Genomic DNA, 23255 nt, shown 5'->3' on the forward strand with positions numbered 1-23255 from the left:
CAATCACTTCAATTATTATATCAAAGAGTAGGTAATTCTTCGAGGGAGACTGTGGATAAGCTAGTAGAATTGACGGTTAGCTTCAAATTCGTAGTTGCTCCGTTGATGATAGCCTTGGCTTGAATTATTTTATTAGGCGCCGAAGTGGTAATTGCAGACAGCGTGCAGGCCCTGGAAGAGATCATCAAAGTTTCATTTCCGGTATAAGAAGATGAATCTGCCAACTTTAATAGCGCTTCGTTAAGGCAGGATCGGGCAATAAAATAACTCAACTGCTTATTGCCGAAATCAGCAACATTGAGCCGTGTAAATAGACTGGAAGACCCGAGTGATATTGCCACTACCATAAGCACCAGGGAAAGAACGATTGAGGACATTATTGCGATATACCCACCTCTGGGATTTTTTCTATTCATAATCATTTAGTGAGTATTACCGTGTTTAAATCAATTGAAGTGGAAGCAAAGGCGTTATACATCGTCCCGCTAATCTGGATTGCCGGGCGACCCGAGAAATCATAATTATGGAACTCCAGATTCTGAACCACAACATATTCATTAGTGATTGGATTGGCTGCGTTACTTCCCAATTTTAATGTGACAACTCCATTGTTCACTGCCACTATCACCGGATTATTGACGTAGCTAAGTTTATTTACCGACAAGCTGGTGGTTGTAGCCCCGGTGGATGGGGAATTAATCGCGGACAAGTTCTGAAGAACCCAGTAGATTTTCTGTTCAAAAAATTTTTTATTCTCCGCCACCTCTTTGTGATGTCGTATTGTATCGGCAGAATCAATTAACTGATAGGAAGCGAAAATCGAAAAAGTAATCATGCCCGTTACGATAGCGGCATAAATTAAAATTTCTATTAGCGTGAAAGCTTGCTCGCCTATGGAGAGCCGCTTATTGCCCCGCTGTGATAATTCTAAGCGCATCATTGCTTCGCACAGACATAAATACCATATTATCAGCATAATCGATTCCCGTGCCGACCTGCGGGAAATTCAAAGAGGCATATTCGGTCATGGCGTCGGGGTTAGCCACGTTAACCACAAGAAATTCTTTGCCGGTGTTCGTAGTAGATAGAAAAGCCAAATCTCCAGTCGCACACACGATATCATTCACCTCTCCGCCAACGTTTAACCGGTCGCGGACATACATCTGAGTCGTTGTGGTGGCGCCCAGCATTACTAATTCATTCTCTTCGTTACCAACCATAAGATTCCGCTTTCCTCCTTTATAATGGAGGTACAAACTAAGATCCTCGGTGGTGCCTTCGATGTCGTGGGTATTAACGAAAACCGGATTAGAGGGATTGGTGATGTCGTAAATAAAGATATCCTCATCCGAGTCCTTGCTGAGCACAAACAATCTATCAGTCGTGGCTACCGCATCGAAAATGTTGCCTCCGGTAGTAACCTCGCTGAATACTGATGGACTCGCGGGATTGGATACATTAATAAAATTTATCTCATAAGTCGCCGAAGAAGTTCTTCCGACCATCACCGTACTACCGAAAATTTCCACACTAAGAGCGTCGGAAGATCCTGATAAACTCAAATACCCGGTAAGCGTAGGCGCCGTCGGGCTGCTAACATCAATAACCACCAACTCCTTAGTGTCATTCGGCGAAGCTCCGTAGATATAATTCCCATTTTTAACGATGGTATTAATTCCCCCGCTTCCAATATCTAAGGATCCAATAAGCACGGGAACAGCGGGATTGCTTACGTCATAAATAAATATATCCGGTTTACTTGCAGACGCCGCCACTCCACTCATATATACATACGGCAAATCAACTACTACATCCGTTCCGGAATTTCCGGCTCCCAAATCAATAGACGAAACCACCTGCGGATTCGTCCAATCCCCCGTTAACGGATCAGTCTTACAGCTACTTTGCAACGGATCCTCCCAGTTAGTAAGCTCTTCAACTAAATCTATGGTTTTAGTCACTGCGCCGTCACTCCAAGTAACCGTAGTTGTGGCTATTTTTATATTATCGGTAACATCATATATAGAAATTGTTCTGGCAAAATCTCCGATAGCCTCCGACAATCCCGAGGAGGCGAACATCCAATCAAAGCCATTGAAAACCAAGACATGCTCCCCGCTCGTTAGCTCGGGCCAATTCCGGTCACGGATAGCCTTAACAGCATCAGCTCCTTGTTGAGCATAATTTATGGCTAACTCGGAATTCTGGCTATCCACGACAAGTTTCTGCCCGCCGAAAAATACCTGAAAAGCGGCGGTCATAGAAAGCGCGAAAATCCCCAGCGCCACCACTACCTCTATTAAGCTCTGGCCGGAATTTTTTTTAATCATTTTAATAACTTGGTTCGTAGACTAGACCCTCGGAGTTCACATATAAATCCCGGCTTAATCGCCCATCGCTTAAATTAAAAGTACTGGAAGCGGTGGCGCCGCTCAATTGGGTAAAAACAAGCTCGTTGGACCCGGTAATCGTGACGCTTTGCGCCCTTGGGAAAGAACGATCCTGGCTGACAGTTCGCGCCGCAAAACTGGCTCCTTGAAAAATAACGAAATTTTCCGAGTTGATGGAAATTCCGAAACTGGATTGATTATAATTAGCCATCGCTAGATTGCGCGCTAGCTGAAACATTGAAGTCAGCGTATTATATTCCGATTCAAATTGAGAACTATAATAAAAATCTAAGCCCACGGGCAGACCGGAGGTAAAAAGAATCACTAAAATGCTGATTACTATCAAGGATTCAAAGATGGTAAACCCGGCTCTAAGATTACCTGCCGACGCTCGAGGTAATTTCATAAATAGGAGTAATGATTGAAATAGCCACAAAGCCGACCACCACTCCCATTACTACCATCAAGAGCGGCTCAAGAACGGTGGATAAATTTCCCGTGCTTTCAGTAACTTCTGTTTCATAAAAATCCGAAAGATAAAGCAATGATTCGCTTAGATTGCCAGAGGTCTCGCCCACGGAAATCATCTGCGTGACCATAACGGGGAAAAGTTTTTTATGCTTCGCGAAAAACGGCGATAGCGCCTCCCCTTTCCTAATCTCTTCCGCGGCCTGATTAAGCTTTTTTTTGTAGACCAGATTAGATAGCGACTCGGAAGTAATGGTGATTGCCTCAACCACCTGCACGCCGCTTTTCAAGGTCAACCCTAAAGTCCGACAAAAATTAGCTAAATTCACATCCCGCGACATCTTTCCAAAAATCGGAAGAAATAATATGAAGCGATGAAAAAAATATCTGATAGCCGTCACTCGCAGTAAAATATAAGCAACGACCAGAAAGATTAAAAATCCCAAAAATACTAATAATCCGTAATTTGTAAGCAAGTTACTCACTCCAATTAAAATCCTCGTTGAAAGCGGAAGGTCAACCTTCATGCTTTCAAAAACAGGTAATATTTTTGGGAAAATAAACACCGTCAACAATCCGGTGATGCCGAAGGTGGCGCACACGATTACCGCCGGATACATCAATGCGCCGATTACCTTACGCTTTAATGCCTGTTTTTTCTTTAACTCATCCGCCAAATAATTCAAATTCTCCGGTAAAATCCCGGTGGATTCTCCGACTCGGATTATATTGATAAATAAATTTCCGAAAATACTGCGGAAGCGGTCCAAGCTCGCTGATAAAAATTGTCCGTTACTTACATCATCAATTACTTGGTCAAGAATCACACCCATTGCTCGCGAGGGTGACTCTCTTTTTAATAATTTCAAACTTTCGAGTAGTGGTAGGCCCGCTTTAGCCATTACCGCCAAATGACGCGCAAAAATCGCCTGAGCGGAAAGCGGAACCCGCATCGTAATACTATTCAGGCGCTTTAAAAAATTAGTAAACTTCTCCCCTAAACTCATTACCTTAATTATACACTTTACTCGTGCTTCACCCGCAAAATCTCTTCAATGGTTGTGATGCCTTCAACTGCCTTTTGGAATCCATCTTCAATCATAGCAGTCATTCCATTTTTAACAGCGATACGCTTAATCTCGCTAGAATCAGCATTTCTCAACAAGGCAGAGCGCAATTCATCGTCCATTTCCAAAACTTCATAGATACCGATGCGTCCCTTATAGCCGCTTTTGTCACAATTATCGCAACCGGCCCCATAGTAAAAAGTCTTATGACCAGCCAATAATTTCTCCGGTATCGCCTTAGCCAAGCTTTTCAGCTCTTCAGGGCTGATATCTTTTTTTGTTTTACATTTATCACACAACTTACGCACGAGTCGTTGGCCGATTGCGATGTTTACAGTAGAGGCGATAAGGAACGGTTCAATTCCCATATCCAAAAGACGCGGCAAAGTTGTTGGCGCATCATTGGTGTGGATGGTTGAAAGCAATAAGTGACCGGTCAAAGCGGCGTTCACAGCAATGCCGGCCGCTTCTCCGTCGCGAATCTCCCCTACCATTACAATATTCGGGTCTTGCCGAAGAATTGAGCGCAGACCATCGGCAAAAGTAAGTCCGGTGCGAGGATTTACCTGAATCTGCTCCAAGCCATCAATTGCGTATTCCACGGGATCTTCAATAGTAATAATTGAAACTTCTTTTGTGTTAAGCATCGTCAATATCGTATATAGCGTAGTCGTTTTGCCGGAACCGGTCGGCCCGGTGGCGAGAATCATGCCGTAAGGCTTATGGATATTTCTGGTCACAATTTCTAAATCACGGCCTCGGAAACCCATCGCTTCAAGAGTGTAGGCTTCGCCTTTTTCGGAAAGAAGTCTCAAAACTCCATTTTCACCGTAGTAAGTCGGCGCTATGGAAACCCGCACGTCCACCTTGGAATCGTTCACGATTATGCGAAAACGGCCGTCTTGCGCGGCCTGATGTTCGTCCGTTCGTAAACCGGATAAAACTTTAATACGAGTAATTACCTCCGACTGAATCTCTTTCGGAAAATCATAAATATCATGCAATATTCCGTCCACCCGGAAACGAATGGAAAATTTCTTTTCCGCCGGATCAATATGAATATCAGAGGCCCGCGAATTATGCGCGTCACTGACCATATCGTCTACTAAAGCAATTATTCCAATCTGGTCATGGGGTTTGGCGATATTCGCCATCACCGCCGCCCGGAAATCCTTCCCGGGCTTGGCCGCTTCGGGTTTTTTGTCTTCTTTTTTAACCGCCTCCTTTTCCGGAGCTTTAAGGGCCTTGTCTTCAGTTTTTTTAGCTACTCTAGGCATTACTGATATTTTAACAGAGAAAGCTTTCAAGAACAAAAAACACCCCCTACTTCGGGGGCGTCAGGAATAAGTCTTGCTGCTGCGGAAAGTCTAACTGAGTCGCTGGTTTCTTAGAAAGCTTGGATGGCGCCGGAGATTCGCATTTCCGGAAAACCTCCGCGTACGCCCTCCGACGCATCGCGGAAAAAGTCTCCGCTGGAATCTCCGGCCACGCGCCGCGGTACTTCGGACCCTTGTCTATCCACCGAAGCTTACGCCCGGCATCTTTCGCGTACTCCGCCCAGTATGGGTGGCAGACGACCCGAACACTAACTACTTCCCCTAAAGAATTTCGGGAAACGTGGGTAACGGCAGCGTAAATCTTCATTCGCGCCTCCTTATTTTTTGGTTTGGTTGCGGGAATCAGTCCAGTCGGAATTACAGGGAGGATGACTCCAAAAGACTCTTCGAAGTCGAGATGGCACACTGCGAGCGTCTAGCTCGAGATGAATCTTTCGATGGATCCCAACCCAATTCGGCGAAGGACGGAAGGTAAACGACCAGAGTAAGAGCCTCGTCACGAATCGAGCAATTGCCACTTCTAGGCGCCTCATCATTAGTGACTCCTCTTGAGAGTAGTTTTTGAAGAACTGAGTTTCTTAAAAGAGATTATAGCTGATTTTTGCCCTCTTGTCAAGGCAACGGAATTGTGCTAACATGAACCTTAGCTGACGATCCAGATGATCGCTCCTACGTAAAGTCGGAGAGGAAAGTCCGGACACCTAGTAAAAAATAGCGGTTAAAAGCCGCCATCTCGCTCGCAAGAGCAGAAGAGGTGCGAACAGTGACGCCTGCCTCTGAAAAGAGCAGGGAACCCAATCCCAAGCTAGTAAGGTTTAATTCGGATATAGGGATAAAAATTCCGAAGTGAAACGGCTAAATCCTTATCGGGTGCAAGGTCGTACTCGCAAGAGTGAACCGCTTGAGCCAAATGGCAACATTCGGCCCAGATAAATGATCGTCGTCTTGGGGAAGTTTTCTCCAAGATCACAGGATCCGGCTTACGGACCGCCAGCTATCAAAAACCCCTAGTCACTAGGGGTTTTTGATTTTACCTATGAAATCCCAAATCGGCAGGATTATGATCGCCAGAAATACGGTCAAGCACTCCCCCGCCTTCTTCAAACTCCTCGCGCAAACCGGCCACCACCTCCGCCAACTCCACTGTTTCTTCCGCGACTTTATCTTTCTTTATAAAACCCTTTGACCAGTAATCGATCACCAACTTGCTGTCGCCAAAAACTTTTTTCACTCCCGTCTTCATAGCCACCTGCATCGCATATAGGCAAGCTAGTAGTTCACCATAATTATTAGTCGCCGTTTTGCCGACCAAATGCTTCCCAAACTTATTAATTTCTTTCTTTGAGAGAACCTTGTGCAGTAGGTTTTCTCCCTGTTCATCCGTAACACTTATCTCCGTCCCCTTTCCCCTGCCCGTCCCCGCATCGAAGTAAATCCCCGGCTGGAGCTGTAACTTACGACTAACGACCAACGACTTACGACTACTAACTTCATACTTCGCTCCTCCCACAAGCCACGCTTCCGCTTCCGATTTGGAAACGAAACCTTTGTAGCGCGCACCGTAAACGCCGGAGACCTTCCTCTCACAATCTTTCCAAGTATCTACTACATCGCTCGCGCCATCACGCAAACGATAGGCGTAATATTTTTTCTTCGCCATTATTTTTTCTCAAACGCTTTTATAAATTTCCAAGGAAGTTTATCTTTGAGTTCCAATCGGAAGGCCGCTGCCGCTTTGTGACCGCCGCCGCCATATTTCTGCGCCAGCTTGGAAACGTCAAATTTTCCGTTGGAACGGAGAGAAACCGCTCGGTAATCTGCTTTTTCGCTCCAAACAATACCAAATGGAGGCATCAATTTAGATAGCTTGTTGCCGATGTCCGAGTGCAGCAACGGAGAGTTTACCGCCAAGCATTTGCGCCCTTCAAATTTAACAACTTGAGCATTCCCTATCGCATGATCCTGTAGAGACTCGCTATAGCTAACCAATTGCTGACCTTGAAGCATGAATGCCTTAAGCTTTTTCTTATTCTCATATTCATTGATTATTTTGCTCCAAACTTTAAAATCAAAAGCCAAGTCTTCTTTCAACATTGAGATGGCTTTGGAGTGAGGCATTGTCCATTTCCAGATATCCGCATCTTCAACATATTTCAAAAATACCGGAACGGGTTTTTTCGGATGAAAATAATTCCAAGCAATCACCGCCCCCGAATGATTCATCACATAAGACCTCTCCGTGGATATCTTCACTACCTCTCTATTAGAAAAATGGTGGTCCAACACGACCAGCTTATTATTATTCTTCAAAATTTTTCTCATTTCCGCCTCCGGAAACGCCGTATCAATCAGATAAACCTCTCTTCCCTTCACGGAAAAACCAGGAGCTTCTCCCGGCTGAACTCCGACATAATCAGCTTTGTTGCCGAGCTTTCTCCAGGCCGCCCAAGCTCCGCCGAAGCCATCCCAACAATTCTTGTGATAAAAAACGATTATCTTTTTCATTATTTCAATACTACAATTCCGGGCAAATTTTCCCCGGCCAAAAATTCCAGCATTGCGCCCCCGCCGGTAGAAAGAAAGCCAATTTTTTTCCGTAAGCCCAACTCCAATATCAACTGCGTAGTCTCCCCTCCTCCCACGATAGAAAAAGCCTTGCTAGCCGCCACAGCCTTCGCCACCGCGCGAGAACCGGCGAGATATTTTTTATCTTCAAATTTACCCAGCGGCCCGTTCCAAATTATCGTCTTAGCATTTTTAATCTCTTTAATAAAAATCTCTGCGGTCAACGGCCCGATATCCAGCGCCAAATTATCTTTCTTTGCCCAATCTACCGGCTTCACTAATTTTTCCGATTCCGGCAATGGATCCGAGCTATTAAGAACGCTACTGCCAATCAAGACCTTATCAGCTTTTGAAAGTAGGTTTTTAATCACCGGTAGTTTATCTGCCACTTTTGAACCGCCAAAAATTAAGACCAGCGGCTTCTTAGGATTTTTTATTGCCGCCGATAAGGTGCTGATTTCTTTTTCTAGTAATAATCCGGCATAACTTGGCAAAAGCTTCGGCAGCTGCGTCACGGAAGAATTTTTCCGATGACATACAGCAAAAGCATCGTTTACATAGAAGTCTCCCAAGCTGGCTAATTTACGAGCAAATTTTTCATCGTCCCGCTCTTCCTCGGGCCAAAAGCGTAGATTTTCTATTAAAATAACTTTTCCCGCCGGTAAGCCAATTGGGATATTAGGCAAAAATGTCACTTTTTCTTCAAGATTCGTTTCCAAAAACCGCGCGAATGATTTTAAACTTAATTCAGAATCAAAATACTTACTACTTACTACTTGATACTTACTACTAATCTTCGGCCGCCCACGATGGCTCAAAATAACTAAACGCGCGCCTTTCGCCAGCAACCATTGCATCGTCGGCAAAGAAGCTTCTAGCCGCAAAGCATCTTTCGTGGACTCCACATTAAAATCCACCCTCAACAAGCAAACCTTGTCGGTTAAATTTTTCTTCGCCAAATCTTTCAAAGTTTTCATGAATATACAAATATAATAGCAGAGAAATGAAAAATCCCCGAGATAACCCGAGGATTTTACTTTGCAAACTTTATTAACTACCAATAAATAACAATTCCTTCCTGTTTCGTCTTGTCTTCCAATTCATGCCAGCGTTTCATAAAGTGATTGATCTTCTCTTTGCGGAAATCTCCCTTGCCACTTGGGTCGGAAAAAATAAATTCATCTTTCGTATAGCCGATGATAACCGCATAATGCCCTTCGCCGAATTTCGAAGAATGCTGGAAATTGACAATCATCGGGAAGCCAGTTTCTAGAAATTTCTTTACCTGTTCGGGAGTCCAGCGCTGTTTCCATTTCACCTTGAAATCAAAATGCTCCGATTTAGCCAAAGCCACCATGTCCTTCATATCCGTCCCATTTTCCGGCGTCGCTCCAACCATTTTAATTAATTCTCTTTCGGTTAAATCCCGACCGAGATACTCCAAAACAATTCGCATCGCTACCGCGCCGCAGGAATAATTCGTCTGCTGTTTGAAATTCGTCACCGGCAGGGAAAATTCGTCGCCGTGGCGGATACCGAGCTCAACAGAGGCAGACCGCTCATGCGCCTCGTTATAACTCCAGCCGCGCTGCATCAAATGCCGTTCGGTGAACTCATGCCAGATGGTCGGAAGAATATCGTCCCTCTTTAATCCGTCATCAATCCAGATTTCATTGAGAGGAGAGTAAATATAACGGCAACCATGCCCGCCACTAGTGAAGTCCACGTCAACGCTGGGGTAGCTCTTTGTCCCGCGAATAAGGCCGCGAATCTTTACCCCATCAATAAGCCATATCTCCTTGTCTAAAATTTTGCCGATCTTCCTGATCCGCGGATTAACCTTCAGCTTAAAGGCGCGGTGGTGATCCTCAAGCGCCTTCCAGTCCCCCACCTTGTCAACCTTGAGGAGTCTTTCCTGCTCCTTGTAAATCTTGGTCGCGTTCGGCACGTAATACTTGTTCATGTTTTCCCTCTTCATGGTTTGTTAATGAACAATTTACTTATTAATTTTACCACTTGCCAGCTCATCGACCAATGCCCCCGCAAAGTCCACGCCCCGCCAAAAGTTTTTCAAACTTAATTTTTCATTGGGCGCGTGCAAATTATCATCCATCTGCCCGAAGCCAACCATAATTATATTTTTGGAAATTTTTTGCAGATCCGATAGGGCCGGCACCGCCCCGCCATCCACATACCACCCCACTTTCTTGGCTGAAAAAGTCTTCTTCAAAACTTGCTTCGCGGCCTTAGCAATAGAGGAGGCGCGATCCAACAATACCGGCTGGGAAACTGGAAGCGTGTTTATTTCCACTGCTATCCCGCGGGATAGCAGTCTATTAACTCTCTTCCTAAAAACCCGGATTACATCATCCGGATTCTGATCCGGCGCAACACGAAAACTTCCCTTCGCTCTAGCGACGGCCGGAATAATAAACTGGAAACCGGAACCGACATACCCCGCGTCAAAAGAATGCGCGTCAAAAGAATTCCGGCTGACTGCCTGCTCAATAGAAGCCAGCGGATGTTCACAGCTCGCCAGAATCTTTGACAGAACTACTGCCGCGTTCATTTTATTGCCGCCGTAAGTTCCCGAATGGAGATTCGTCTCCCCGGTACGCACCTCTATCTCAAACGGCGCTAAACCCCTCGCTCCGTAACAAATCGCCGGTTTATTTTCCCCAAGCATCCATCCCGCCGCGGCAATTACCCAATCCGCCGCCAATTTTTTGGAATTCTTTTTTAGGAACGCCACCAAAGCCACGCCGTCTCCCTCTTCATCACCCTCGATGATAAATTTCACGTTGATAGGCAATTTCCCTTTTTCCTTTAAAGCCTTCGCGATACCGGCAATATAGGCGAACAGCTGACCTTTGCTGTCGGAAGCTCCGCGGGCAATCAGGTTGCCACCGCGAACTGTCGGCTCAAATGGGGGCGAGGCCCATTCATTGAGAGGATCGGCGGGTTGCACGTCGTAATGACTATAAATTAAAAGTGTGGGCAAGTTTTTATCAAATTTGGTTTCTGCGTACACTAAAGGGGCCGTTTTGGCGGGAATTGTTTCCGCGCGGAAACCCAAAGAAGCTAAATAGATCTCCAGCCATCGGGCGGTCTTATCTAATTCGCGGCGATATTTCGGATCAGTACTCACGGACTGAAAACTTAGAAATTCTTTTAAACGCTCAAGTGTGAGTTCTTTTGAGAACGAAGCCATAATATATAATAAGAGTAATGGTTAAGTACTCTTTTTTGCAATGACAGACAAGAAATCCATAGTAATTCTCGGCGCAGGCTTCGGAGGTCTTAAGGCGGCTTTTGATTTGAACCGCGCCCTTAAACAGCACAAATTAACCGAACAATACTCCGTCACCCTGGTGGACCGTAACTCCTACCACACCTATACCCCAACGCTTTATGAAATCGCGACCACCTCAAAAGAAACCACTAATTATATTGGTCTTAAGCAGATAGTTACTTTTGAGATAGCGGATCTGGTAAAAAAAACGAATATCGAATTTTTGAAAGCGGAAATAAAAGAATTGGACCTGATTGGCGGCGATATTCATTTTGCCAACGGCACCAACCTGAAATTCCATTACCTGATTATCGCGCTGGGCGCGGAAGCGAATTATTTCGATATTCCCGGACTGAAAGAAAATTCAATCGCTTTAAAAACCTTCGTGGACGCCCTGAAAATCCGGGACAAAATTCTCGACGTAATGTCATCGGGGAAAAGTAGAGTAAAAATTGTGGTGGGCGGAGGAGGTTCGGCCGGAGTTGAATTAGCCGGAGAACTCCAAGAGTGGCTTTGTGAGTTAAAAGAAGAAATTCGGGGATGTGACTCTGAAGTCTCCATTATAGAAGCCAGCCCCACAGTCCTTCCCGGATTTGATCCGCGCATTATCAGTCACGCCCAAAAGCGCCTGAAAAAATTGGGGGTAAGGGTTCTTAATAATGAAACGATTGACCGAGTGTTGCCTGAAAAAGTTGTTTTAAAAAGCCGAATCGAGATTTCTTACGATGTGCTTGTTTGGACCGGCGGAGTTAAAGCCTCTTCATTAATCTCCCCTTTGCCCCTAAAAATAGAACGCCGCGGTCGCGTTGAAGTCGCTGGAGGTATGGAATGCCTCCCCCAGACCCCGGATTTGAAACTATATGGAAGGATCTACGGACTTGGTGATTCTATCTGCTTCTATGATCCGGTCAGTAAAAAACCGATGCCCGGCGTGGCGCGCGCCGCCATCGATCAGGCGGGTGTAGTGGCGAAAAATATTATCTGCAATATTTTAGGAAAAGCGGAGCATAAAAAATATATCCCAATGAATTATCCGTATGTGATTCCTATCGGCGGCAAGTGGGCGCTCGCAAAACTCGGACCGGTAATTATCCATGGGTTCGGGGGCTGGATATTAAAAGGATTAGTGGAATTAAACTATCTTCTTTCGATAATGCCATTTTGGCGCGCCGTGAGAGTTTGGATTCGCGGTTTACTTATCTTTATCAAAAACGACCGGTTGGGCTAGCTTATTATCCGGCGTGATAGGACACGGCATTTTCCAGCCTTCAGTTGGGTAGCTTGGGACGGTGCGTAGTCGAACTCCCACTGGTGATCTCTAACGTAAATTCCGGTGCTATCTCGCGAGATAACACTAAATTCTTTTTCTTATAAATTCCCACCGCTTACTCGGATTGGAATACCCTTCCTGCATCGCCACCAAATATTCCCCCAACTCCATAAGCAGACTTTCTAAAATACCGGAAATTTTTCCTACAACGTCTAGATTTTGCGGCTTTATGCCGCGAACCCCGGCTTTGGCATGACGGGATCGATGAGGTCTATAATTGGACTTATCGAGCATTACCTCCTTAACAGACTTTACCGTTAATGGAGATGTCCAAAGTATTTTTCCTATTTCTCGATAACTCAAACCATCTCGAATCATCAACATAATCGTCGCGCGGCGTAAGATTAATTTCTTTTCATAATCACTGATCAATTGATCCAAGAATTTCCTTATATCATCGCTTGATCGGATTGTTGTTATTTTTAATAAAATTTCATCCCATAAAAACTTCTCCCATTCACTGCGAGAAGAAAATTGATTTAGGTTTTTCATAAAAATAAATATACCATGTTATCTCGCGAGATAACACCGGATCTACGCCATGAGTTAAGAGTGGGGAGCTGCCTATAAACTATTCAGCTAAAACGGAAAATAAGGGGTGCTATCACGCGAGATAACACTTAGTAAAACTCAATGCCGGCGCTAACTGTTTTTCTCAATAATAATCGGGGATTTTTTCACCTCGCCACGAATTAAATATCCTACTCCAAAAGCCAAGCTCCCAATGAGAATAATGAGGGCTACACGGATTAATAATTGCTGTTTATCTTCCTTTGTTTGAGGGTTTGACATATCTCGGATTATAATCTATATTTGTATTCAATTGTAAGTGATGGTCCCGAAACTAATGTTGAAATATTTAAATGTTTAAATAATAAAAATATCCTACAATGGCACATACAAAATCAGGCGGTTCAACAAAACTAGGGCGCGACTCAGCAAGTAAGCGGCTAGGAGTTAAAATAAACGACAATCAACCCGTAAAAGCCGGGGAAATTATAATTCGACAAAGGGGCACTCACTATCTGGCCGGAAAGAATGTGAAGCAAGGAGGTGACGACACTTTGTACGCCATGAAAACGGGAGTGGCTAAATACACAACCGGCAAAAAAATCCGCTTTGACGGCTCCTCTCGCCACATTAAGACTGTGTCAGTAATTTAACTTTCACTTTCCCGCGGATTCCTTTTCCGAACACCACCTCCACTTCCCGCTCTCCTAAGAAACGCAACGACTGCTCCAACTCAACCTCGCAATCACTAAAGCCCTTCGCTTCAAGGGCTTTTTTGATATCAGCAACCGTTACCGAGCCGAACACTTCGCCCTTGCTTCCGGAGCGAACCGGAAATTCCAAAACTTCACTCTTCAACCTAACAACTTCAGCGGAATATTTTGCCAGCAATTCCTGCTCCTTTTTTTCCGCCGAAGCTTTAATTTTCAAAGCAGTGGCATCAGCCGGCACAGCCAATTTTCTGGCTAACAAAAAATTTCTGGCGTAACCGTCAGACACCTCTTTAATATCGTGCTTCCGCCCGACTTTTTTCACGTCTTGAAGTAGTAATACCCGCATATATATTTAAACGTTTAAATATTTAAACATTAAAATATTATTTTAAAAACAACGTTTTTAAAATTTCCATCGCCTTAGTTAATTGAGGGTCGTTGTCGTTTTTGAAATCTTCTTCGGTCATCTTCACTTCCACGTCGGGAATCAATCCAACTTTCTCGATAGCGGAACCTTTCGGCAAGAGCCATTTCGCAACCGTGATCTTCAAGCTGGAACCATCTTTCAAAGTCTGCAGCTCCTGAACCGTACCCTTGCCGAAACTCTTTTCGCCCACCAAAATTGAGCCTTTCAAGTCCCGCAAGGCGCCAGCTAGAATTTCAGACGCCGAAGCCGAACCGCCGTTGATCAAGACCACCACCGGAATATCCTTTAAGGCCGCGTTGCCGTTGGCGCGGAAAACCCGGTCATTGCCGTCTCGAAATGCCTCCGTCACCACCACTGAACCCTTCGGGAAGAACCAGCCTGCCAAATTCACCGCTACCTCCAAAAATCCTCCGGGATCATTTCGCATATCAAGCACGATTCCATCTGCGCCCCTCACTGAACCGTCTAAGATTGCCCGATAGAAAAGATTGGGGGCATTTTCGTTGAACGAATAAAGTTTAATATGCAAAATATTCCCCTCCTTCACGTCCCAATCCAGAGTCGGTGATTTGATCTCCTCGCGAGTGATAGTAAAATCTTTCGGCGCCTTGAAGCCGTCACGCATAATGGTCAGCGTGACCTTCGTGCCGATCTCCCCGCGAATCAATTTTACCGCCTCATTGACATCCATCTGCGCCACCACCACATCGCCTACTTTTAATATCTTGTCCTTCGGCAAAAGCCCGGCGCGCTCCGCCGGAGAATCTTTAATCGGAGCAATAATTACTAATTGCTCGTCCCGAGTGCCAATCTCTGCCCCAATGCCTCCAAAATGACCGGAAACATCTTCTTCAAATTTCTTGGCGTCTGCCGGTGGGAAAAAAACCGTGTGCGGATCTTTCAAAGACGCCGTCAAACCGTGCACCGCTCCATAAACTAGATCCTTATCCTTAACGGTACCACCATCAATATGCTGTTCTTTTAATTTTTCCCAAACCTGCCAAAAAACTCCGAAATCCACCTTAATGTCCGCGTCATCAACATTTGTGATGCCTTTAACAGTAACTACTCTCGGATCTTGCTGCCCCGACCGATAGCCAACATAAAAAGAACCGCCAACTACGGATATAGCTAGTAAAACGGCCACTGCGGATTGGAACGCAAATTTAGGTATTTTCATAGTACTGACATTATTCGCATTATTAAATCTTAGATTAGCATTATTAGAGATTACTCCATAATTTTAGCATTTTGCCGTGATATACTGAAGACAATGTCCAGCAATAAAAAGGACGGCGAGAAGCAAGATCTGTTCGGAAACCAAAAATCCGAGATGGATCCAATGGGTAAAATGACCAGTTCATATATACAGGAACTTCGCCGCCGAACATCCGAAAGCCGAGCCTATAAGTCCTACCAGTTGACTGGACTGGAGATAGCGAATATTTTAGAGGACTGGGAGCATAAGGCTCTCTATATGCGCTTAGCTAAAGTCCACGGCGAATCCAAAATGATGCAATTGGCAAAAAGCGTCGTAGAAAGAAAAAATATAGAAAACAAAGGCGCTTACTTTATGAGTGTGTTGAAATCAGAAAAAGACCCTAAAAAGAAACCTTTCAACGGCCGCCTGACAGGGCTTTAAATATTTAAATGTTTAAATAATAGAAATATCCTACAATGGCAAAGATCGTTACAATTCAAAACAAAAAAGACGAGAAGTTCCTGCGGCAAAAGACCGCCAATTTTGATTTCACTCAATTTTCTAAAAAAGAAATCCGAGAGCTGATTAAAAGAATGCGCCGCGATATGCACGAGGCCGACGGGATCGGCTTAAGCGCCAATCAAATCGGATTGGATACGCGGATTTTTGTGGCGATAGTAGAAAGCAAATTCTATGCAATTTTTAATCCTGAATTGATTCAGCTTTCTAAAGAAACCACTGCGATAGACGAGGGCTGCTTAAGCGTTCCCGGAGTTTACGGGCTAGTGGAACGCCCCGCCAGGGTCACGCTTAAAGGCTTGGACGCCAATGGCCACGTCATCAAAATTAAAGCTTGGGGGTTATTGGCTAGAGTTTTCCAGCACGAAATGGATCATCTCAACGGAGGATTATTTATCGACAAGGCCAAACAAGTTGAGCGAGTCCCTCTCGTTAAATAGATGAAGTACGCATTCTTTGGCAGTCCGGAATTCGCCAAGATAGTTTTAGAGGAGTTAATAGCTGCCGGATTTCCGCCAGCGCTCGTCGTCTGCAACCCCGACAAGCCGTTAGGCCGAAAAAAAATAATCACCCCCCCGGCTACGAAAATTCTGGCAAAAGAAAACGAGATCTCCGTTGCTCAACCGGGAACAAAGGAAGAAATCCCAAACTTTTTGGGCACTAGCTTTGATTTCTTCGTGGTAGCCGCTTACTCCAAAATCCTGCCTAAATATGTAATCGAGCTGCCAAAACTTGGCGTAATTGGAGTCCACCCCTCTCTTCTGCCGAAATATCGCGGGGCCACCCCCATCCAATCGGCGATTTTAGCCGGCGAAACGGAAACCGGCACCTCCCTCTTCGTGATAGATGAAAAAGTGGACAATGGGCCTGTTTTAGCCCAAAAAAGCCTACTGATTGAGGGCAATGATTATACAACTCTAGAAAACCGCCTAGCGCATCTCTCCGGTAAATTACTCGTAGAAATTCTTCCGGACTTTATTGCCGGTAAAATAAAACCAAAACCGCAAAACGACGACGATGCTACTTTTACAAAAAAATTCTCTACCGAAGACGGCTTGGTTGATTTAGCTAAAGACGACCCAATTATCATTGAACGGAAAGTCCGAGCCCTAAGCGCCGAACCGGGTGTCTGGACCAAAAGAGAAGACGGGCGCCGAATGAAAATCCTTAAAGCGGGAATCGTGGACGGCCAACTCAAGCTTATTGAAATTCAGTACGAAGGCGGTCGGCCCCGCCCCTGGTCTCCGCTTTAAGTCCCATTTGTCTTATTCGCAATATTGCCTCTCCAATTAGCATTATTCGCGATTACTCCATCTAGATTTTCTTATCTAAGTCCTTCAGCTCTTTATCCACTTCCTTTTTAATTTCTCCAAGATCTTGAGAGATTTTTTGACGAGCATCGCCGCGCTCCAGCTCCTTTTTAATTTTCGCCACTCCCCGCGCTAGAGATTCTTCCACCTCACGCGCTTCGCGACGTAATTTTTTTCTGAACATACGGAACTTATGCCAATAATAATATGCCAGCATCGCCAAAAGGGCAATTATGACCAAGACCAGGATCAGCAACCCGCCGACATTCCAGATCCAAACAAAGAACTTCCAAAAGAGAGAATTGACGCTCATATAAACCGGGTTGCTGTCATCGCTTTCCAGCCCGGTAGATAGAATCTGCTTGGCAGTAATGCGATAGTAGCCCGACGGCAAAGGATCGGCATAATTCACAGTCCAATCTCCTCCACCATCCACCTTCACAGACAAAATTAACGGCGCCTTTTTATCAAACTGCAGACTCACCTCAACATTCGCCTCCGGCAAAGCCGTACCGACAATCACCAGTTTTTGACCGGGCGAAACCAGATGCCTCGGATAATCGATAATCACCGGCGGGTCGATTGATTCGATCGTGACCTGCGTCTTCGCATCGGTGAAATTACCGGCTTTATCCAAAGCGCGCACCGTGACCACTTTCGGACCGGGTTTCTGCTTGGTCAAAAGAAATTCTCCAGATCCATCTATTAACTGATCCGTCCGCACCGCGGCTGCATCGCCTACCATGACCTCATAGTAATCAAGGCCAGATAATCCATCCCCGGTTTTGAAAGTAATCCGATCAGGAAATCGCCGGCCATTTTTATCTAGATCGCCGACAGAAAGAGTGATGTTGAACTTCTCTGGAGGGGTCAGATCGACGAACAATGGATAGTGCAAAATCGGACCGGCACCCCTGCTGTTAATGAAGCGCAAATGATAATAATGCCTCCCCTCTTCCAGGAAATTAAAAGTTTTGCTATCGAATAATCCGCTGGCTTTTGTAGAAGCCGCGGTATCGGAACGGTCGTCAAAAACTTCCGCTACGCCATCCACCCCGATTGGAATGCTCCAAACTAACTTCGTGTAAGAATTATTGCTCCATTTAATCCCATTGTCGCTATTATTGAATAGAACCGATTCCCCGTCAGGATTTTTTATATAATGCTTAAGAAAAGGCTTAGGCGGTAAGATTCCCGGCTCGGTCGGTACGCTCGATTTCTGCAAAGTATAATTGCCGCCGTTCAAGGCAGACACTATGTTCGTGCCCTCGCCGTCATTCGCCAAAACAGAACCGCTCGCGAAAGAAACACTGGCGACGCCTTCACTGCGGACTTGGAAAGTAATCTCCAGAATCTTCCCATCGCCGGTAAAGCCGGGATTTAAGACCACGCCCTCAAAATGAATATTACCCGTTGCGCCGGAATTGGAGTAGGACGGATCCTGAACCCAAAGATTGAAAATGGAACCGGTTTTGGAGAGACCGATGACCTGAAGCTTGTCTGTAGGAAAATTCAGCACCCCATCGGCAGCATTCATCGCCTCCGATGGGGTGCTAACCCGGACACTAACGACAAAATTTTTCCCCACAGAATAAGTTCCTGAAGCTGGGGCAAGGTAAAGCGTGGCCGCTTCCGCCCGGGAAACAGAAAATAGAAAGTAGAAAGTAGAAAGTAGAATTACTGAAAAGACGGCGAAAAACCAAAAGCCGAAGCTGGCTATTTTTTCTCTACTTTTCATAAATCGGTGTTCCACGGTATTCTTCTATTTTCTATTTACTAGCTTCTATTTTCTGCCCCTCACTAGCAATGCTAGCACGGCTAGAACAATAATTCCGAAGATAATTGTCAACACATAACGGTACACGGTTACCCAATGCGGCATTATCCAAACCGTCCGAATATTCCCGTTATTATCAATTGCCCGAACGCCTATCCAACTCCCCAATTCCTGATCCTTCAGCAAATAGGGGCTGATGGTTTTTAGCCAGTCCGGTGAATATGGTTTAAAAAATGATTGCTGTTCAAGAATTTCATAATGGTCCAACCCGGAGCCCTTGTCTTGGGTGACGAAAGAAAGGAAGTGCCGGCCCTCAAACAAATTTGTGTTGGAGGCAATCACCGGCTGAAAATCTTCGGGTAGTATTGTATCAATAATTTCCGGAGCGGAAACTCCGATGGCCGTCGGGCCAATGGCGACGGAAAGTTTTTTTACGATAACAGTCGAGCTGCTCCCCTTGCCGTCATTCAACAGAGCGGAAACAGAACCGGCGCTGACCAATCCCGTCCCCACCTGTTTCGCTTTGAAATCGATTGAGAATAAGTGCCCGCCCAAAGCCGGATAGCCCCCCGGAATCGCCCCGGAAAATATAATCTGATCTTTTACTGCCGCCGGCCGCTCTATCCACAAACTGACCACGGAGCCGGCATCATTTATATTTTGCACCTCCAGCAGGTTGCCGGGAAAATTAATTTTTCCCTCCACCGCATTAACGTTCTCCAGGCTATCCATAATGAATTCCACCCGGAAAGAATCCCCTACCCCGGCTTCCACTTTATCTTTATCAAAATAGAAAGTTGCGGCATTCACCTGGGACGCAGAAAATAGAAAATAGAGCACGAAAAAGACAGGAATTAATATGACTCTTTTTTTATACTTAATACTTAATACTTTATACTTCATACTTTTGTAACTAGCCCGTCCAATAATAAGCCAGAATACTAAAATCTCTTAAAGTTATCGAGCCATCCGGCCACAATTTGGTGTCAACCTGATCTATCGCCTGTTTAGTGAGGGGACGCTTCCACCAATAAGCCGTAATGGAAAAATCCACCAAATTCACCCGGCAATCATTATTCACATCGGCCTTCAAGGGACATTTTGATGATGGAATATTAAGAACGTTCTTATTTCCTACTAAAAACGCCAGCACCGGGCTGAAAATACTCACCTCTCCCTGATGGGAGGATAGGGATTTAGTGAAGTGCTGGCCCAGCTCCAGCGGACCGGTACCGAAATTATAGGCATAGGTGCCATCCACGGCGGCATTTGCCTGAACCACAAATTCCTCCGGAGAATTGACTAAAATAGTAACTTCCGCCTGCTTGGCGGACTGACCATCAATAGCGATCGGGTCTCCCTTTCTTACCTCGCTTTTATCAATGCCAATCGTGGGCGGAACAAAGATACCGTCCACATTTGTGACTCTCCCCGCCACCAAGTTCACCGGAAATGAAAGTAGTGAGGACCGGCGACCCCGAAAATCCTCGGCATAAACACTAAAAAGGTACATTCCGGGAGTCTGGTCGGTAAGCAGGATAGCAAAATCTGCTTCCCTATTCGCGGTCTTTAAAGCGGCCACCCGCGCATCGCGGAGCAGAGTCACCGTCTGCGCCGGATAAGCTTTCCCGGTAAAAGACACGGTCGCCGTTGTCGATCCGCCACCGCCTCCCCCGCCTCCTCCCCCACCGCCTCCACCCCCACTCGGCGAAGGGGCCGGCGACGGAGTCGGTGATGGAGCCGGAGCTGGCGCTGTTGGAGTAGCTGAAACCTGTGAAGAAGTAGCAATGGTGTTGCCAAATGCGTCTTCAGGCCGGATTATAAAATAGTAAGCAGTGCCGGCAGTCAGACCCGTTCGGGAACTGCTGGTAACATCTCCCAGATCGGTGTATGTGTAGGGGCCGCCGGAGGTGGTAGATTGGCCGACATTATATCCGGAAACTGTCCAGCCCAAAAAACCGCTGGCGGCTGTCCAAGAGAGGTCAACCTTCTCCGCGCCCGCGGTCGCGGTAATCACCGGCGTAGTAACGAACGGAAAATATAAAAACCCGGAATTTACACCAAAATTTCCGGCACTAACAGTGGCTGTTCCTATAGTGAACTGGGAAATTACGCTGGTTAGCCCGAAATTGTCGGACGTAGAATAACCGCCAGGAGCCACCACCGGATCCTTCACTTTATAATTATCCGAGGTCAATTCTTGAGCCAAAGCCACATTCGCTAAAAGCAATAATGCCCATAGCAGAAAAGCAGCCCGGAAATTTAGCCAAGTTCGCATACCATTATATTATATAATACTGGATAAATAACAGACTCTATTGCGTCTCCGATATGCCGAGATCTCGGCAAATCTTTTTCACAAGAAAATTATTAACTTCCGCGTGCCTTGGAACAGTAGAGACGCGCTTCAACTCCGGATTAAAAAATACGCTGTGCTTCGCGCCCTCTCTTACGAAAACACACCCGCATTTTAATAAATGCCTTACCAAATCCCTCTTTTTCATTAAAATGAGACTGAAATGGGCTCCCTAGAAAGCTTGCCCGAGATTTCCTTTTTGCTAAGCATTTTATTGGTTTCTAGCACAAGCAGTAGCGCTTCTTTCAAATTTTCTTTTAATTTTTTTAATGTCCGCCCTTGGGTGTTAACTCCCGGAACCTCTTCTATCCAGCCAATGTAAAACCGGCCGTCTTTTTTATAAACCGCTGTAAATTGTCGTTTTAACATATCTTAACTATACCAAAGTCGTAGCCGGTTATTCAATATATCAAAAATCTATCTTTATTTAACCAAACCTTGAACCGAAATAAGCTTTCCAACACTTTTCCATACATCCCCACATATAACACTTATATCCTGGTCAGGACATGAGTGTTATATAGAAAAACGAGGGAGTTTTGTTTACTCACCGGACGGCGGTTCGCTAGCTGGAGGTGAAGTTGGCTCCGGGGCGAGCTCTATTGTGGGTTCTGATGCGGGTTCGCTGGCTGGAATAGGAGTAGGGTCGGGTTCAGGAGTCGGTCCGCCGGCTGGCGGAGGAGCTGGCTCTGGGGCGGGCTCGGATTCTGGCTCCGGTTCGATTGCGGGAACAGGAGTAGGTTCAGGAGCCGAGGCTGGAACTGGTGCTGCCGTGTCCTCTACAACAGGAGCTGACTCTTCTGGAGTAGAAGTCGCGTCAGGAACCGGATCGGCTGGCGGAGTCGGTTCCGGCGCCGAAATTACCTCCGGTTCGGCTATAGGAGTAACTTCTTCGGTAGCTACCTCCTCTCCAGACTCCGGACTAACAACTTCTTCTACTACCACAACATTCTGGTCATAAACCACCACCTCCCTAGTCGCAGTGGTCGTATTCCCATCGTTATCCGTAGCGGTATAAGTGATAGTGCTCGTACCAATCTCTGAAGTATTTATTTCTGCTCCAGAAACCTGCACTCCCAAATTGTTATCCTCATCGTCGGTTACCGTTGCGCCGAGGTCGTTGTAAGTCTCTCCGAGTTCAATCCGAGCAGGATTATTTCCGTTGATATTTATCACTGGAGCGCCCGGATTTTCCACCACATTAATCTGCACAGGCGCTTCCGGCTCATCAACCACTACCACCGGAGTTGTAGTAGCCGAGTAATACCCATCCTGTTTCGCAACTACCCAATAATGCACGGTGGTGCTGGCGGCAGGCTCTTTATTCTCAAAACCAACAGCCTTCAATAAGAAACCAGTGTAGTTTTTAGCTTCGTCCTGAATAAATTTGGCGATTTGCGCTAGAGCGAATTCATCACCTTCAGGAGTTAATTGCACGCTTGGCTTACCGGTGCCCAAGTGATAATCAAACTTAATTTCCGCGTTGCCATTTTCATCGGTGATTATAGAGCCCGCGAATGAATTATTTTTTACTCTTATCACTCCGCTAATAGACACATCTCCTCGGGAGTTTATCGTGAATACTTCAGCGTCGTTAGATTTTATCACTACTAATTCCTTAGTTGAATCATCATCAACCCGCGCGTTGATTTCCATTGAGCCGTCATTACGGAATAGGAATCTTGTATCTCCATTTTCCTGTAATCGCATAATATCTCCAGAGCCGTGCTGGTTAATCACAAACGAATTTGGAGTACCCGTTGCCTGACCCTGTAGAACACCATCCGGCAAAGTATCCTCAAGATCAAAAGTCCAACCCACTTGGCGGTATCCGACATCTATAAAGACCATCACCATACCCTGGGCGGCATTAAACTCTCCTAAAGCTTTACCGATGGTAATTCCGGAGCGGGTTGCCTTCATCGCAAACCCGGGCTTGCTTGCCGATGAAGTCAGATAATCTCCGGGTTTGATTGGCCCATTTTCATTAGTA

The 23255-nt window shown here is 45.7% G+C and carries 27 protein-coding genes; 5 read left to right on the plus strand and 22 right to left on the minus strand.

Features of this window, described 5'->3' with window-relative positions:
* Nucleotides 1-20: 20 nt before the first annotated feature.
* The 12 genes from Q7S83_01270 to Q7S83_01325 form a co-directional block, all read right to left on the minus strand.
* Complete coding sequence (locus tag Q7S83_01270; GenBank protein MDO8466751.1) at nt 21-422, minus strand: hypothetical protein; 402 nt, start codon at nt 420-422, stop codon at nt 21-23.
* Complete coding sequence (locus tag Q7S83_01275; protein MDO8466752.1) at nt 419-940, minus strand: hypothetical protein; 522 nt, start codon at nt 938-940, stop codon at nt 419-421. Before Q7S83_01275 ends, Q7S83_01270 begins: the two co-directional genes overlap by 4 nt.
* Nucleotides 906-2330: a prepilin-type N-terminal cleavage/methylation domain-containing protein gene (locus Q7S83_01280; GenBank protein ID MDO8466753.1), complete on the minus strand. Its 1425-nt coding sequence runs from the start codon at nt 2328-2330 to the stop codon at nt 906-908. Before Q7S83_01280 ends, Q7S83_01275 begins: the two co-directional genes overlap by 35 nt.
* Before the next feature lies 1 nt (nt 2331).
* A complete protein-coding gene (locus tag Q7S83_01285; protein MDO8466754.1) occupies nt 2332-2796 on the minus strand; it encodes a hypothetical protein in 465 nt (154 codons plus the stop codon).
* On the minus strand, nt 2768-3865 hold the full coding sequence (locus tag Q7S83_01290; GenBank protein ID MDO8466755.1) for a type II secretion system F family protein: 1098 nt from the start codon (nt 3863-3865) through the stop codon (nt 2768-2770). The genes Q7S83_01285 and Q7S83_01290 overlap by 29 nt, the downstream gene beginning before the upstream one ends.
* A 17-nt stretch (nt 3866-3882) precedes the next feature.
* Nucleotides 3883-5202 carry a GspE/PulE family protein gene (locus Q7S83_01295; GenBank protein MDO8466756.1) on the minus strand — a complete coding sequence of 440 codons (1320 nt, stop codon included), beginning with the start codon at nt 5200-5202 and terminating at the stop codon, nt 3883-3885.
* A 46-nt stretch (nt 5203-5248) separates the two neighbouring features.
* Nucleotides 5249-5569 (minus strand): hypothetical protein, encoded by a 321-nt coding sequence (locus tag Q7S83_01300; GenBank protein MDO8466757.1) that lies wholly within the window; start codon nt 5567-5569, stop codon nt 5249-5251.
* Nucleotides 5570-6292: 723 nt separating this feature from the next.
* Nucleotides 6293-6922: a ribonuclease H family protein gene (locus Q7S83_01305; protein ID MDO8466758.1), complete on the minus strand. Its 630-nt coding sequence runs from the start codon at nt 6920-6922 to the stop codon at nt 6293-6295.
* On the minus strand, nt 6922-7767 hold the full coding sequence (locus Q7S83_01310) for a DHHA1 domain-containing protein (GenBank protein MDO8466759.1): 846 nt from the start codon (nt 7765-7767) through the stop codon (nt 6922-6924). The genes Q7S83_01305 and Q7S83_01310 overlap by 1 nt, the downstream gene beginning before the upstream one ends.
* On the minus strand, nt 7767-8804 hold the full coding sequence (gene pgk / locus Q7S83_01315) for a phosphoglycerate kinase (GenBank protein MDO8466760.1): 1038 nt from the start codon (nt 8802-8804) through the stop codon (nt 7767-7769). Before pgk ends, Q7S83_01310 begins: the two co-directional genes overlap by 1 nt.
* 77 nt (nt 8805-8881) lie before the next feature.
* Nucleotides 8882-9790: a cysteine peptidase family C39 domain-containing protein gene (locus Q7S83_01320; GenBank protein ID MDO8466761.1), complete on the minus strand. Its 909-nt coding sequence runs from the start codon at nt 9788-9790 to the stop codon at nt 8882-8884.
* Nucleotides 9791-9823: 33 nt separating this feature from the next.
* Entirely contained in the window at nt 9824-11038 is a 1215-nt protein-coding gene (locus tag Q7S83_01325; protein MDO8466762.1) for a M20/M25/M40 family metallo-hydrolase, read from the minus strand.
* 40 nt (nt 11039-11078) lie between these two features.
* Here Q7S83_01325 and Q7S83_01330 point away from each other — a divergent pair, with 40 nt between their 5' ends.
* On the plus strand, nt 11079-12347 hold the full coding sequence (locus Q7S83_01330; protein MDO8466763.1) for an FAD-dependent oxidoreductase: 1269 nt from the start codon (nt 11079-11081) through the stop codon (nt 12345-12347).
* Nucleotides 12348-12473: 126 nt separating this feature from the next.
* On the opposite strand, the gene Q7S83_01335 is transcribed toward Q7S83_01330, so the two are convergent.
* Together Q7S83_01335 and Q7S83_01340 are read right to left on the minus strand one after the other, a co-directional pair.
* Nucleotides 12474-12941: a Trp family transcriptional regulator gene (locus tag Q7S83_01335; protein MDO8466764.1), complete on the minus strand. Its 468-nt coding sequence runs from the start codon at nt 12939-12941 to the stop codon at nt 12474-12476.
* 150 nt (nt 12942-13091) lie between these two features.
* A complete protein-coding gene (locus Q7S83_01340; GenBank protein MDO8466765.1) occupies nt 13092-13241 on the minus strand; it encodes a hypothetical protein in 150 nt (49 codons plus the stop codon).
* Between the two features lie 98 nt (nt 13242-13339).
* On the opposite strand from Q7S83_01340, the gene rpmA reads away from it, so the two are divergent.
* Complete coding sequence (gene rpmA / locus Q7S83_01345; GenBank protein ID MDO8466766.1) at nt 13340-13612, plus strand: 50S ribosomal protein L27; 273 nt, start codon at nt 13340-13342, stop codon at nt 13610-13612.
* Here the strand turns inward: rpmA and rplI are convergent.
* Together rplI and Q7S83_01355 are read right to left on the minus strand one after the other, a co-directional pair.
* A complete protein-coding gene (rplI, locus tag Q7S83_01350) occupies nt 13590-14018 on the minus strand; it encodes a 50S ribosomal protein L9 (protein ID MDO8466767.1) in 429 nt (142 codons plus the stop codon). The two genes, rpmA and rplI, sit on opposite strands and share 23 nt — an antisense overlap.
* 37 nt (nt 14019-14055) lie before the next feature.
* The gene (locus Q7S83_01355) at nt 14056-15279 is read right to left on the minus strand and encodes a S41 family peptidase (GenBank protein ID MDO8466768.1); all 1224 of its coding nucleotides are present in this window, start codon (nt 15277-15279) and stop codon (nt 14056-14058) included.
* Between the two features lie 93 nt (nt 15280-15372).
* Between Q7S83_01355 and Q7S83_01360 the strand changes: the two genes are divergently transcribed.
* From Q7S83_01360 to Q7S83_01370, 3 genes are read left to right on the plus strand one after another with little or no spacing between them, the layout of a single operon-like run.
* A complete protein-coding gene (locus Q7S83_01360) occupies nt 15373-15741 on the plus strand; it encodes a hypothetical protein (protein MDO8466769.1) in 369 nt (122 codons plus the stop codon).
* A 35-nt stretch (nt 15742-15776) separates the two neighbouring features.
* On the plus strand, nt 15777-16259 hold the full coding sequence (gene def / locus Q7S83_01365; protein ID MDO8466770.1) for a peptide deformylase: 483 nt from the start codon (nt 15777-15779) through the stop codon (nt 16257-16259).
* Complete coding sequence (locus Q7S83_01370) at nt 16260-17072, plus strand: methionyl-tRNA formyltransferase (GenBank protein MDO8466771.1); 813 nt, start codon at nt 16260-16262, stop codon at nt 17070-17072.
* A gap of 61 nt (nt 17073-17133) precedes the next feature.
* Here Q7S83_01370 and Q7S83_01375 read toward each other — a convergent pair whose 3' ends face one another.
* From Q7S83_01375 to Q7S83_01400, 6 genes are all read right to left on the minus strand, one after another.
* Entirely contained in the window at nt 17134-18882 is a 1749-nt protein-coding gene (locus Q7S83_01375) for a cohesin domain-containing protein (GenBank protein ID MDO8466772.1), read from the minus strand.
* Nucleotides 18883-18912: 30 nt separating this feature from the next.
* The gene (locus Q7S83_01380; GenBank protein MDO8466773.1) at nt 18913-19809 is read right to left on the minus strand and encodes a cohesin domain-containing protein; all 897 of its coding nucleotides are present in this window, start codon (nt 19807-19809) and stop codon (nt 18913-18915) included.
* A gap of 10 nt (nt 19810-19819) precedes the next feature.
* Complete coding sequence (locus Q7S83_01385) at nt 19820-21184, minus strand: hypothetical protein (protein ID MDO8466774.1); 1365 nt, start codon at nt 21182-21184, stop codon at nt 19820-19822.
* Between the two features lie 37 nt (nt 21185-21221).
* Nucleotides 21222-21410: a type II toxin-antitoxin system HicA family toxin gene (locus tag Q7S83_01390; GenBank protein MDO8466775.1), complete on the minus strand. Its 189-nt coding sequence runs from the start codon at nt 21408-21410 to the stop codon at nt 21222-21224.
* Complete coding sequence (locus tag Q7S83_01395) at nt 21410-21631, minus strand: type II toxin-antitoxin system HicB family antitoxin (protein MDO8466776.1); 222 nt, start codon at nt 21629-21631, stop codon at nt 21410-21412. Before Q7S83_01395 ends, Q7S83_01390 begins: the two co-directional genes overlap by 1 nt.
* A gap of 174 nt (nt 21632-21805) precedes the next feature.
* On the minus strand, nt 21806-23255 hold a 1450-nt coding region (locus Q7S83_01400; protein MDO8466777.1), incomplete at its 5' end, for a DUF5011 domain-containing protein.

Source organism: bacterium (genome assembly GCA_030646995.1).
GTDB lineage: Bacteria > Patescibacteriota > Minisyncoccia > UBA6257 > WO2-44-18 > JAUSKF01.